Origin of the sequence: Schlesneria paludicola DSM 18645, assembly GCF_000255655.1 — a bacterium.
GTDB lineage: Bacteria > Planctomycetota > Planctomycetia > Planctomycetales > Planctomycetaceae > Schlesneria > Schlesneria paludicola.
On sequence record NZ_JH636434.1, the window covers coordinates 2,407,830 to 2,421,712 of the forward strand.

General features: G+C 53.0%; 11 protein-coding genes. All 11 read left to right on the forward strand.

All coding sequences use genetic code 11. The features are described 5' to 3' along the window. The first annotated feature begins 99 nt into the window (after positions 1–99). Positions 100–1,074, forward strand: a complete 975-nt coding sequence (locus tag OSO_RS0111780) for a GHMP family kinase ATP-binding protein (RefSeq protein WP_010583533.1) — start codon at positions 100–102, stop codon at positions 1,072–1,074. A gap of 65 nt (positions 1,075–1,139) precedes the next feature. Beyond that, complete coding sequence (locus OSO_RS50770; protein WP_010583534.1) at positions 1,140–2,444, forward strand: HAD-IIIA family hydrolase; 1,305 nt, start codon at positions 1,140–1,142, stop codon at positions 2,442–2,444. 150 nt (positions 2,445–2,594) lie between these two features. Further along, complete coding sequence (locus OSO_RS0111790; protein WP_010583535.1) at positions 2,595–3,872, forward strand: glycosyltransferase family 4 protein; 1,278 nt, start codon at positions 2,595–2,597, stop codon at positions 3,870–3,872. A 196-nt stretch (positions 3,873–4,068) separates the two neighbouring features. After that, positions 4,069–4,731 carry a (d)CMP kinase gene (gene cmk / locus OSO_RS0111800; RefSeq protein ID WP_010583537.1) on the forward strand — a complete coding sequence of 221 codons (663 nt, stop codon included), beginning with the start codon at positions 4,069–4,071 and terminating at the stop codon, positions 4,729–4,731. Positions 4,732–5,312: 581 nt separating this feature from the next. Further along, positions 5,313–6,176: a glycosyltransferase family 2 protein gene (locus OSO_RS0111805; protein WP_157605154.1), complete on the forward strand. Its 864-nt coding sequence runs from the start codon at positions 5,313–5,315 to the stop codon at positions 6,174–6,176. A 124-nt stretch (positions 6,177–6,300) separates the two neighbouring features. Continuing rightward, positions 6,301–6,987 (forward strand): acylneuraminate cytidylyltransferase family protein, encoded by a 687-nt coding sequence (locus tag OSO_RS0111810; protein ID WP_029246921.1) that lies wholly within the window; start codon positions 6,301–6,303, stop codon positions 6,985–6,987. 326 nt (positions 6,988–7,313) lie between these two features. Further along, on the forward strand, positions 7,314–8,255 hold the full coding sequence (locus OSO_RS0111820; protein ID WP_010583540.1) for a phosphoglycerate dehydrogenase: 942 nt from the start codon (positions 7,314–7,316) through the stop codon (positions 8,253–8,255). Between the two features lie 116 nt (positions 8,256–8,371). Beyond that, complete coding sequence (locus OSO_RS0111825) at positions 8,372–9,880, forward strand: hypothetical protein (RefSeq protein ID WP_010583541.1); 1,509 nt, start codon at positions 8,372–8,374, stop codon at positions 9,878–9,880. 203 nt (positions 9,881–10,083) lie between these two features. After that, a complete protein-coding gene (locus tag OSO_RS0111835) occupies positions 10,084–10,830 on the forward strand; it encodes a hypothetical protein (protein ID WP_010583542.1) in 747 nt (248 codons plus the stop codon). Continuing rightward, complete coding sequence (locus tag OSO_RS0111840; protein WP_010583543.1) at positions 10,820–12,157, forward strand: O-antigen polymerase; 1,338 nt, start codon at positions 10,820–10,822, stop codon at positions 12,155–12,157. The genes OSO_RS0111835 and OSO_RS0111840 overlap by 11 nt, the downstream gene beginning before the upstream one ends. A gap of 269 nt (positions 12,158–12,426) precedes the next feature. Then, complete coding sequence (locus OSO_RS0111845) at positions 12,427–13,581, forward strand: glycosyltransferase family 4 protein (protein ID WP_010583544.1); 1,155 nt, start codon at positions 12,427–12,429, stop codon at positions 13,579–13,581. Positions 13,582–13,883: the final 302 nt, after the last annotated feature.

The following is a 13,883-nucleotide window of genomic DNA, read 5'->3' on the forward strand; positions in this document are numbered from 1 at the left end:
AAATTTCATTGAAATAGAAACCTCGTCCGCGTCAAACATCGCACGACGACGGCAGCCGCCTCTTGTCGATCATTCCCCTCGGGGATTTGAAGGATAACCATGATTATTTCCCAAACTCCTTATCGAATCAGCTTTGGAGGTGGAGGCACGGATTTGCCGGCCTTCTATCGTGAAGAATGTGGGGCAGTCTTTAGTGCCACGATCGATCGCCACATCTACGTGACCGTACACCCACGATTCGAAAAGAACTACCGCCTTGCGTATTCAAAGATCGAGGTGATATCGGGAATTGATCAGATGCAACACGAGTTGATTCGTGAAGCGCTGAAGATGACCGGAATCGACGAGCCGCTTGAGGTCACAACGATTGGTGACGTTCCAGCCGGAACGGGGATGGGCTCAAGCAGCAGTCTTACCGTTGGGCTGCTGGTTGCACTGTATGCCTACCAGGGGCGAATCGTCAGTAGCCATCGACTCGCGGAAGAAGCCTGTCGGATCGAGATTGATATTCTCAAAAAGCCAATCGGCCGACAGGATCAGTACGCAGCCGCATTCGGCGGATTGAACTTGATCACTTTCCGTCCCAATTCCACCGTCGATGTCCAACCCGTCGTCTGCCGCGAAGAAGTGCTCAATGAACTCGAATCGCAGATGCTGGTGCTATATACCAACACCACGCGAAGTGCAGATGGAATTCTCAAACAACAGCAAGACTCCACTCCACAATTGACGTCGACGCTTCGAGCCATGCGAGATCTTGCGGAGCAAATGAGAAACGCGTTGAGCGGCGAGGGAAATCTCGGTGAGTTTTCGAGACTCTTGGCCGAAGGATGGGAACTCAAACGTTCTCTGGGTTGTGGAATCACGAATCCGGGCGTCGACGAAATGTATACCACGGCCCTTCGACACGGGGCAACCAGTGGAAAGCTCTTGGGCGCGGGAGGAGGCGGGTTCGTATTACTGCTCGCCCCTCCAGAACGACATAACGCCATCTGGGAAAGCTTGGGCCGTCCAACAAAACTTCCCATCAAGTTTTTCCGACGCGGCGGCAGTCCAATCTTCCTCAGCCACTAAGCGTTCTTCGCACACGACGTGATCCACAGTGTTATTGACGATCGAGATTCTGCCAGGTTTATGAAATGCTGAAATCGTTCTTGTTGGCAGCCGGTATTGGATCGAGATTAAGTCCGATCACGGATACGATCCCGAAATGCCTGATCCCGTTCGCCGGACGCCCACTCCTTGACTATTGGCTGGAGCTTCTATCGCAGGCGGGTTGTTCTGACGCTCGCGTGAATACGCACGCCCATGCAGAGAAAATGCGTGCGTTTCTGCAATCGCATTTTCCCGCCGGTTATCCCCGAGTCACCGAATCCTATGAACCGACCTTGCTGGGCTCTGCCGGTGCGATCGCGGCGAATGCCGATTTTGCAGAGGGGGCCAGTGAAGTCATCATCATCTGCGCCGATCAGATCAGCAATGTAGACCTCGCTTCCATGGTTGCGTTTCATCGCCAACACGGCGACGCCATGACAATGCTGCTCTACCGTGTTCCAAATCCACAAGAATGCGGAATCGTCGAACTTGACGCGGAAGATCGAGTTGTGGAATTCGTTGAAAAACCTGCGATTCCTAAGAGCAATCTCGCAAACGGAGGAATCTACATCGTTTCGAACGAGGCCTATCGCGAGATCGCGAATATGCACAAATTCGACTTGGGATTCGATGTCCTTCCGCAATTCGTTGGCCGTGCTCGTGGCTGGCTTTGGGATGACATCCATCGTGACATCGGCACACATGCGTCACTGGCAAAAGCGAGAGCTGAACTCGCCAAGGCGAAGTTGTCAGTCGCGAAGCGACGAAAGCCCGTTGCTGCCGTTTTTCTGGACCGGGACGGGACTGTGATCGAACATGTGCATCATTTGACCAAACCCGAAGACGTTCGATTGGTGCCTGGTGCTGGAGAATGCCTCAGCCGATTGCATGCGAGCGGATACAAATGTGTCATTGTCACGAATCAATCCGTGGTAGGTCGCGGGATGTTGACCGAGGAAGGGCTTGAGCAAGTCCACGCGGAAATGACCACGCAACTTGAACAGCATGGCGCCTGGGTCGACGAGATTTACTTCTGCCCATTCGCTCCAGGCGAAGGAGCCGAAGGTGGGACTGAACATCCAAATCGCAAGCCACAACCTGGAATGCTACTTCAGGCTGCACAAGACTTGAATTTGGACCTGTCAAAATCCTGGATGATTGGCGATATGATGTCTGACGCCTTGGCTGGCCATGCAGCAGGCTGCTTGGCGTCGATCTTGATCGAGAAGACGCCACAATCGACACCGCCAAACGCTGAAGAGACAGGCGAACGCAAACCCGCTCGACGGGACTTTCACGTCAAATCACTGATTGAGGCGACAGACGTGATCTTGAATTTCGCAAATTAATTTTCAAGCTGCGGCCGAAGTTGACTTCGGTCATACTTGCTAACGAGATAGAACCAGAACCAGCCCCCAACGCGATGACTGTGTGGCTCCGCCGCCCACTTTCAGGTTGAAATAAAACGACCTGCGGCGGCATGAAAGCAATATTCGATAATGGAAACAAAACAGACGGTTGTCGTGGTCAACGACTTCGCCTCGATCGTAGGTGGCGCGGCGAAGGTCTCGATCATCACAGCGATTCAATTGGCGAATCGCGGCCATCGCGTGATCTTCTTCTCCGCAGTGGGCCCCATTGATGATTGCCTGAAGAACGTTCCCAACCTCCAGGTGGAATGCTTGGATCAGAAAGATATCCTGAACGACCCAAACCGCCTTCGAGCCATTCAATCAGGAATTTGGAACTACTCTGCGGCGACGCGACTTCGACAGATTCTTGAAAAGAACCGCGAGCATGCTCCTGTGGTTCACTTCCATTCATGGATCAAGGCTCTTTCTGCGTCTGTCTTTCGTGCCACGCTCGACTCAAACACACCCGCGGTGATTTCTCTGCACGACTATTTCCTCGCCTGCCCCACCGGAGGCTTCTTGGATGTCAGAAAGGGAGAAGTCTGCACACGCAAGCCTTTGGGACTTTCGTGTATATCCTGCAATTGCGATCCTCGAAACTATTATCACAAGCTCTGGCGTGTCACGCGCGGATTTGCGCAACGCGATTTAGCTCGATGCCCCCGGGACTGCAAACACTTCATTTCAATTTCGCCATTCAGCGAAAAGCTTTTGAAGCCCTTTCTTCCGACCGACGCAAGTATTGAACTGGTTCGCACCCCGGTCGAGGTCGAACATTTGCCCAAGATTGATCCGGCGAAGAGCAATGACTTCCTCTTTGTCGGTCGTTTCTCTCCCGAAAAGGGAGCATTGGATTTCGCTAAAGCCGCGACCGAAACGGGCCTCAATGCGGTCTTCATTGGGCAAGGCGATGAAGAGGCTCAAATCAAAGCGGCATGCCCGAACGCGACGATGTTGAAATGGCAACCCCTGCCTGCAGTTGTGGAACGCATGCGATCCTCCCGTGCTCTCGTATTCCCTTCACGTTGGTATGAAGGCCAGGGAGCCGTCGCAATTGAGGCCGCTGCTGTCGGCCTACCAGTCATCTACTCTGACGTCACTGCAATTACGGCAGACCTTCCCAATGGCGTTTCAGGCCTTTCCTATAAGTCCGGTGATGTATCCGATCTTGCCAAGATGATGCGTCAAGTCGCCTCTGACGATGAGCTGGCAAGGCGGATCGGCGGGGCAGCTTATGATTGGTATTGGGAAGCACCGTGGACGCTTGAAGCTCACACGGATCAACTCGAGCGAGTTTATCGCCGAATTCGTGAACAGTCATTTTCCGCGACCAAGCCACTAACACCGTCGATATCAAGATCGTGATCGCTTAATGCGATCCACGGAATGCGAAACACCTCCGTGGTCCGTTGACGCCAACGGATTGAGTTCGCCACAAGGAACATGCATCTTTTCTTCGGTCTCGATTGACTGTCATGATTTTGTCGAAACCAACCCCAAACACTTCACTCTTGTGTTACGTCATAACCGATGCGTTCGTTTTGAAGATTGGTATCGTTGAATGATTGTGACAATTGATGGGCCCGCCGGGACAGGAAAAAGCACCGTCGCAAAGTGCCTGGCGGAACGACTTGGATTCGAATTCTTGAATACCGGCGCGATGTATCGGGCCGTGGCGTATGCTTGCCTTCAGCGTGAATTGAATCTCACGGACGAAGCGTCCGTTGAAGAAGTTGCAAAGGGTCTCCAAATCGTGTTTTCGGAGAGTCGACTTCTCCTTGGAGGAGCTGACGTCACGGACGCCATTCGTACTCAAACGGTCACCCGATCAGTCCCCATCGTCGCCGCAAATCCCGCCGTGCGCCGCCAACTGGTTCAACTGCAACAGATAGTGGGCCGAACCTCCAACCTTGTCACGGAAGGGCGCGACCAAGGGACTGACGTGTTCCCGAACGCCGAGTGCAAGTTTTTTCTCACGGCTTCGCCGCGAGAGCGGGCTCGTCGTCGCCAACTGGAACTCAAAGGCAAAGGAGAGATCGTTTCACTTGAGGACCTTTTGGAACAACAGCAACGGCGAGACCGCCTTGATGAAAGCCGCGCCTGCTCGCCCTTGCAGCCCGCATCTGATGCGCTGCTGGTCGATACGACGGAGATGTCACTCGACGAAGTCTCCAATCACCTTGAGATCATTGCGAAGCGTGCACTCAACCTTGGCACCGCCTGACTCGACAATTCGCGACCATCGTTGCCGCATTCCGACGGGCCGTACAAGCATCGTCGTCATGCAGCGTTCTCCGTTCGCTCGACACCGCATTCGGGAGCGCCACAGTGATTCCATGTGCAACTCGGCAACATATTCGCGCACCTTCGTTTACATTATGCAACGCCCTGTCGCTGACACGTGAAGATTCGGTTTAGAAGTTCGAAAGGCGAAGCGGGATTTCGGAGATTCTTCAAACAAACTTGTCGACATTTACCTGCTAAGCAGTTATAACCGCTTCGATAGCTCGACTCGGGTCTGGATCGGGCCCCTGACAGCTCTGTTCCAGGGCGTGCCAAGCGGTTAGGCCCGAAGTTTGCTTCAGGACGTTGTCGTCACTCGGCGCGATCCTTAAACCGAGGGAATGTTCTTATCTGTTTCCTTGAAAATACGTGAGCGTATTGCCAATGCAATCGATTGCAGATGTTCAACACAGCCCAATTGATCAGGTAACGCCTATCCCTGCTGTCGACTCGACTTTTTCCGCCGGCGACAGCTCCACGGAACAGAAGTCTCCGACATCGCAAATCCGCTGGAGCGTGGTTGTGCGAACCTACAACGAGGCGCGCTACCTTCCCGCACTGCTGGACTCGATTCGTCAGCAACAAGTCGATGAAGGTGGGATTGAAGTCGTCCTTGTGGACTCAGGGTCGACAGATGCGACTTTGGAAATCGCCGCCGCCGCAGGATGTCGAATCGTCCACATCAAGAAATCCGATTTTTCATTCGGCCGATCACTAAACGTTGGATGCGACGCCTCACTGGGCGAGTTTCTCGTCTTCGTCAGCGGGCACTGTGTTCCGCGGGATCGAGACTGGCTAATGCAGTTGACGGCCCCTCTCCGCAGTGGCGATGTGGCGATTACCTACGGCCGACAATTGGGCGGCGGTGAATCGAAATTCAGCGAGCTTCAACTCTTCGAGAAATACTTCCCCGGAGAACTGCGGGAAGCCCCGAGCCCATTCTTTTGTAACAATGCGAATGCGGCAATCTTGAAACGCGTCTGGATGGATTTCCCTTACGATGAGGAACTGCCCGGGCTAGAGGATATGGATGTTGGTCGCCGCGTCGTCGAAACGGGGATGAAAGTTTCGTACGTACCCGAGGCCGCCGTCTTTCACTATCACCACGAATCCTGGAAACAAGTGAAACGACGCTACGAGCGAGAAGCGATCGCGCTGCAAAAGGTGATTCCGTCGGTGCACGTCAGTCTCACGGATGCGATTCGATACTGCGCCGCGGGTGTCATTGGTGATTGTTCCAAAGCGATGGCTGAAGGGACGCTTCTTAAGAATCTGGGAGGAATCGTCGCATTTCGCTTCTGCCAATACTGGGGGACGTGGCGCGGTAGCAACCTCGACCGGCATCTGACCCGACAAATGAAAGAATCGTACTTTTACCCGCACTGATTTCACAATTCCGTTCTGACTGCGAATCCCGTTCACGCTCCGATCGAACTACACAAGAGCGTTGACGCGGGAACAAGCATGCTGACATCTTCAAGACTTTTGATAAGAGAACGTTTGGCCGCGTATGTCTGGATTAGTTGCTCTCCTGCCGATGAAGGCCCACAGCGCTCGTGTTTCCGGTAAGAATTTCCGAAGCTTTGCCGGCAAGCCGTTGTTTCGCTGGATCTTGGATTCGCTGCTCGAAGTCACTGCGATTGATCGAGTGGTGATTAACACGGACGCTCGCGACATTCTGGCAAGCCATGGATTGGTTGACTCTGATCGAGTCCTGATTCGAGATCGCAAGTCCGAAATCTGCGGCGATTTTGTCAGTATGAATCTCGTGCTGAAAGATGACGTCGAAAACGTGCCCGCGGATGCATATCTGATGACGCACACCACGAATCCGTTGCTGTCCGCAACGACGATTCGCTCCGCGATCGAGAAGTATCAAGCAGGTGTCGCGGCACGAGAATGCGACAGCCTTTTCTCAGTCAATCGTTTTCAAACGCGATTTTATCGCGCCGATGGTTCTCCAATCAATCACGACCCGAAGAACCTCATTCGCACACAGGACCTTGAGCCCTGGTTCGAAGAGAATTCGAACTTGTATTTGTTCAGCCGCCCGAGTTTCGAAAAGACGCAGGCCAGGATCGGCGAAAAGCCACTGCTATTTCCCACCCCCCCGTGCGAGTCTGCTGATATCGATGATCAAGACGGTTGGGATCTCGCGGAACGGCTAGCACGCACGATCCCGTCTGTCAAATGCTGAACCGCTGCCTGCAATCGTGCCCGGAGATTTGAAGAACAAGCCCTCGCGAAGTGCTGAGGAGAGGACTCTGATTCGAGCTGCGAAAAATGATGGAACGCCTCTTTCATCGTTTGACAGCTCTCGGCTCCATCGTTGACCGACGGAACCAAACCATTGCGCGCCAAACTCCAATCCGAATCGCGTGATACCGCTTGCCAGAACGACATCAAGTGCTTTGAAGACCCTGCTCACGAGGCGAAGGGCATGCAAGGCCAAGCCTCCCTCACCATTCTCTTCACCTTTGATCAAACACAACACAGCTCAAATAGTAACACCGAGAGTAAACCATGCGTATTGTGATCACCTGCCCTCCGATGATTCGCTCGCTTGATCACTACAGCCATCTTTTGACAGATCGAGGCATCGAGTTTCATTGCCCCGAATTCACACAGACGCTCTCTGAACCCGAACTCTTAGAATTGATCCCTCAATTCGATGGCTGGATCATTGGTGACGATCCGGCGACTCGTCGGGTGTTCGAAGCAGGCGTCCGCGGGAAACTTCGAGCTGCCGTGAAGTTCGGTGTCGGCGTTGACAACGTCGATTTTGCCGCCGCCCGTGACCTGGGAATTCCCATCGCAAATACGCCCGGCATGTTCGGCCAGGAAGTTGCCGACATCGCGCATTGCTACGTCATCGCGCTCGCACGAAGAATCTTCGATGTCCATCGCGGAGTGGTTGAGGGCAAATGGCCAAAACCCGTCGGCTATTCACTCGCCGAAAAGACCGCTGCCGTTGTTGGATTCGGCGATATTGGGCGCCAAACGGCGAAACGACTGCTCGCAAGCGGAATGAAGGTGATCGCGTACGACCCCCGGTTTACACCAGCTCCGGGTTTGGAGGCTGTAGAATCCGCAGCCTGGCCAAATCGTATCGAAGAAGCCCAAGTCATTGTGTTGACATGTGCGCTAACGCCTGAAAATCGTCATCTCTTGAACGCTTCGACGTTGGCGATGACCAAGCGTGGCGTGGATATCGTCAATGTGTCGCGAGGCCCCTTGATCGACGAAGCCGCGCTAGTTGAAGCCTTGGGCTCTGGACAGGTGAGCGCCGCCGCGTTGGAAGTGTTCGAAGTCGAACCCTTGAGCATGACGTCCCCACTGCGCCGATTTGAACAGTGTTTGTTTGGCTCGCACAACGCCTCGAACACACGAGACGCCGTCGTCCGGACGAGCGTCAAGGCGATCGGACTCTTGTTGGATATGTTCGATGGCAAGACGCGTGCGTGAGCCTGTCGCGCCCAGGCGGCGCTGGCTCACAATTGACCTTTGCGGCCGATCACGCTGACTACGCTCATCAACGTTATTGAATTTGTTAGTTGACGAACGAGTCGACGAAAGTAGTAATGCACCTGATCTCGGCCACAATTCGTCGATTTTGGAATTCACCCACGCTGACGACTTGGCTGAGCTATTTCGCGCGCGCATTGGGATTGCTACTGGTCACACCGATCATTCTCACGCGGTTCACTCCGGCGGAAGTGACGGTTTGGTATTCCCTTCTGACGCTCATCGCCTTGCAGATGATGGCCGACTTCGGCTTCTCATCAACATTTGCGCGCACGCTCGCCTATGCCATGGCAGGTTTGGAAAATCTGCATGATATTCGGCAATCGCAACGAACTTCGCTTGGCAACCGTGAACCAAATTGGTCGCTGCTTCGCAGAATTCTGAGCACGATGAGCGTGATCTACACTCGATTAAGCTTCGGGATTCTGTTCTTCTTGGGAATCGCGGGAACCGCGCTTCTTTGGAGGCCGATCAGCGAAACGTCCAACCCTCTTGATGCGTGGGCCGCTTGGGGCTTCGTGCTACTCACAATCTGCATTACGTTTTGGGGGAACTATCTCGTCGCGTTCCTGCAGGGCGTTGACCGCATTGCAGTTCTCCGACGGGCCGAAGCGATTTGGACGACCGCAGGATTGGTGTCCTCCGCCATAGTCGCGGCCAGTGGCGGTGGCATCTTCGCCACCATCGCGGTGTATCAGACTTTCGCAGCGTGCAATGTCCTTTGGAACCTGCGAGTTGCACGGGGACTTTTTGATGGTCGATTGAAGAATCTCCCGCATATTCTCGATCACGAGATATTTGAATCCGTCTGGCCACAGGCTTGGCGAAGTGGCCTGGGAGTGCTGATGTCCAGCGGCGTTGTGCAGGCGACCGGACTCATCTACGCGCAACTCGGCCCTGCCGTCGAGGTCGCATCCTATCTGCTCGCGATCCGATTCATCACGGCAATCGTGCAGTTCACCCAGGCACCGTTCCAAAGCATGCTACCGAGTATGGCTCGTGAATATGCTCGAAACAATTTCGCGGCAGTCATGGCCATCGCGAATCGCGGGATGCGTCGCTCCTACTTTGTTTTCACCTGTGGCGTGATTGGCGTTGGCGTAACGGTTGGCCCCGTGCTGCACTTGATGCAGACTCGCACGCCCTTTGTTGAGCCTAGCCTGTGGGCCGTGATGGCATTCGCCTTCTTCCTCGAACGGTGGGGCGCCATGAACATGCAACTCTACAGCCTGAGCAATCATATTATCTGGCACATTGCAAACGGAATCACGGGCAGCTTGTATATCGTTTTGTGCCTCGCCACAGTTGAGTCACTGGGAATCTGGGCCTTTCCGCTGTCGATGATCGTCGCCAATCTTGCCTGCTACACGAGCTACTCATTGTACATGGCGTACCGGTTATTCCACCTCCCGCCATTACGTCAAGAACTCTCCTCTGGAGCCCTCTTGACCGCGGTTCTCCTACTGGTATTCTGCATGGTAAGCTCAGCCGTCGAAAGCTCGCAACCGTTGCGATTGCTCGTTCACCAAAATCAAATCGAGAAGGTGACGTCGCCGGAACTCTAGCGTCCCTGTTATTTTCGCTTGTACGAAGACCTCTCGTTCCAGCAAACACAAATCCAGAAGGCTGGCACCCTCGAAGACCAAATACTGAAAGATGAAACGAGCCCCATTCCACCCACAGTTGCACTAGCATTCTCCGGCATCTTTTTGTCAACGATTTCGCCGTCGTACGTCGTCCAGCCTCTCCAATTGAATAAGTACCGAATATGAATGCGACTCGCCCACAAACCGCACTCGTCATGGGAAATGGCCCTTCGATCGATAAGTTGGAGCCCGCCTGGCTCGATTCCGTCTACTCGTTTGGCAGCAACCATATCTACAAGAAGTTCGACGCCTGGGGGCGCGCAACCGACGCAGTCGTCATCACGGATATGCAGCGAATCCGTGAAATTGGCAAAGCGTACCAGAATTACCCGGGACAATTGTACGTAGGAAATGAGCGACGCATTGTCCCCAATTCCTCAACGTTGCGCCGCATTCTGGGCCGTGACTTCATACCGCTGAAGCAGCTCCCCAAGCCAATGGTCGCCAGATGGGGCATCTTCAATTGGTTCAATTACGGCCCTCGGATGCAACAAGTCATCTTCGACAAAACACGTTATCCGCTCACGTACGAAAAAGGATTGAACTTCGGCTATAGCGTCATCACCGCAGCCACGCAGATTGCGGCGATTGAAGGATTTCGTCGAATCCTGATGACGGGTGTCGATGCCAACTACCCCACCCCCAAGTCCTACTTCGCGGGTGCGGAAACGTCGATCAACTACGTGAATCAGACATTCATTGAAAGCCCCCGCCTTTGGATGGAACCAATCCTCGTGGGCTTACAAATCTGCCTGGAAAGCGCCGGCGTCGAGCTCATCGATTGCACACCAGGTGGCAAGCTTCGCTTCATCACGAAAGGCAACTTCGCCGATTGTCTACCTCAAGCGGAGACGTCGCGTGTCGTTTGACCTTCCAATCCTCGGGGTTGGGCTGCTCTGGGAACATCCGCTCGTCATTTTCGCACTGATGATCTTCATCGGTACGTTGATCTACCTCTTCACAAACGGAATGCTTATCTCGGCGCCGGGATTTTCGTTATTTGTCTTTTCACTCTCGTCTATTCTTGTGTTGTTTCCACTTCTCGTCTATTCAAGCAATCGAGACTATGTTCTTTCAAATCCTTGCCAATGGTATATCCTCGGAATCGCCGTGACCTGGGCCATTGCAGTAATGGGTTTCATGCGAAAGCCATCCCCTGATATATCCTATCCAGAGCTGCGATGGCGATTTGTCCCACAACGAGTATGGCTCGTGTTGCTTGCTTTGGCCTGCTTGCTCGATCCAATCATTACGATTGTCCGATTTGGTAAAATCGGACTGATCCACGGCAATGAAATGATGGGCGCTGGCGGATCACATGCGGATGTTATCACGGCGGCAACCGTGATCGGCTGGGAATGCGGCAGCGTAGCCTCGACGATGCTACAAACTGACTTCTTCGTCAGTCGAGTGTCCTGGAAGGAGTTTCTTTTCCAACGCCGAAAGTGGTTCGATCTCGGACTGGTTCTCTTTTGTCTGGCGTGCAATTCAACGACGGGCAATCGCTTTATTTTGGTCATGAATGTCTTGTGCTTTGCGAGCGGCCTAGCAATTTTTGGCCGACTGCGAACCCGCCCCGCACTCGTGGGTGCGACCATCCTCTTGGTTTTTTTTACAGTGATTGGAAACTATCGCATCGGCCGAGCCGACATCAAGGAAAAGCTGACATTTGAGACGCAAATCAAGTTTCTCGATTCATCCCTAGGATGGATTGCCACGTACACCGAGCCGATTTTCCCCACGTTGGACACATTCTTGCAGAATGCCCCCTCTCCAGCTTGGGGTGGTGCGTGGCTGAATAATATTGGCCCGACAGTGTTGAGAGGCACCATCCTGAACAAGGACCGCTCCTCCCCTATTGAAGAGATGTACGAAATCATCCCCCATTTCGGCTTGACGTTCCGAACGATGTACTCAGACCTTATTTTCGACTTCGGTGATGTCGGCTCCCTCATCGTCGGAATGGTGATCTTATTTCTGAGCATCATATTGTATAACAGATCCACTCAATCAGCACGAAGTCTCGCGATCTATCTCAACACCTTTCAAATGTTTGCCTTCATGCCGTTACTCGCAACGTTCTACACTCAAGTTCCATTCATGTCGTTTGCAATCACCTTAGTTGTATCGACCTACGCCCCACCGCAGGTCGATACGGAGATCGAGGAAACACAAGACCTCCCAAACCTTGTTTAGCCGACATGCTTTAAAAACGGCCGCTTAACAACAAGCTTGTCGCGCACTCACATTGCTCGCTCGTCCCCATTTTGCCTCGTGATCAATCACGCTTGTATTCGCGTAAATCGCTCTTGTTTCGCGAGTCAACAGCTGCGCAAAGCGATCGACCACTCGCTTTCAAAATCCGCATTACTATTTTGTGAGCGACAAAGGCCGATTGTACTGCACCAGACCTTCATATTACACAACATCAGCACGAGTTAGAGGTTCAGTTTGTGGTTATATTGATGGCGATCGGGACTCCGGATTTCACAGGCGCGTCACGAATGGCCTGGGTGATTGCTCGCGGAATGAAATCGGCAGGTCACCGCGTGATTGTCGTTACAGGCCGTCGTCCTCCTGATGGCCACGCTAGTGTGATCGACGCACTTCGGGCGGAAGGGATCGAGACGATCGAAGAGAGCGGCTTTGAGCGACGAGTCCCTGACCGCGGGCTGATTGATCGCCTGTCGAAGCTCGTACAGCGAGAAGGCGTGCAACGCTTGATTAGCGAGACCCAGCAAGATCTTAAGGTCTTGGTATTTGTCGCCAAGAAGACTGGAATACGGCTCGTCTACCACGCTCAGAATCGCGTTCTGTTTTCCAACAATTGGCTCATCCAGATCATCAAGCGGTATCTCTACAAGCAATTATTGAAGAAACATGTCTTCAAAGTCATTTGTATCTCCGACTACCTGCGGCTCCAACATGTTCAAGAATATCGTATTCCAGAATCTATGGTCATTACCGTTAACAACGGAATTGATGTATCACGGTTTCAACCGATTGACCAGACAATGCGAGAGAGCATTCGATCGAGTTTTGGAGTGTTGACGAATCAACTAATGTTTTTGAATGTGGGAAGACTTACCTTTCAAAAGGGTCAAGACCTCTTGCTTCGGTCACTTGCCAATGCCAACCTGAACGGAAAAAATTACAAACTCGTCCTGATTGGTGCCAAGAGTGTTGGATTGGCGGAAGACGCTGAGTATGAAGAAAAGCTGCACCGTTTAGCGGACGCACCAGAACTGAAGGGTAAATGCATCTTTGCAGGCTGGCGTGACGACATCCCCAGCCTCCTTTTGTCAGCAGATGCGTATCTCCATAGTGCAAACTTTGAAGGTGGTGTACCACTGGCTGTCCTCGAAGGTATGACGGCAGGCCTTCCAACGGTTTCGACAGACTGTGCGGGCATGCTCGGAGGCTTTGTCCCAGGGCTTCACGGCTACGTCGGTAAAACGGGTGATGTTGCGTCGTTCCAATCAGAGATTGAAAAATTGCTTGCGCTGAGCGAGCAACAGCGACTAAGCATGGGGCACGAAGCAGCGAAACTGATTCGCGAAAGATTTGACTCGAACGTGACGACTCGACGATTCGTCGAAGCGGCGACAGAATCCGTCTAGGAATAATCGCGTTTTCCCCTTTGATCCATGAAGATTATTGGAACCGGCAGCTTGACTACGATGGCTTCTGAGCCTTATTCGGCCAATAAATAAAACCGGCACGTTGGGACAGAGACTCAAGGGGAATCATGAATTATGAGGGAATTGAGCGCGCAATCGTGGCAATTCCGCTGCGTTTGTAGACAATTGCCTCAACTACTTAGGCATCGACGGGTTGTGAAGAACCGAGGGCCGGAATCGAATTCCAGCTCATCGCTTTCGGAGATCAGAATTTGGATTTGGCGAATCTTCGCTTTTCGAAC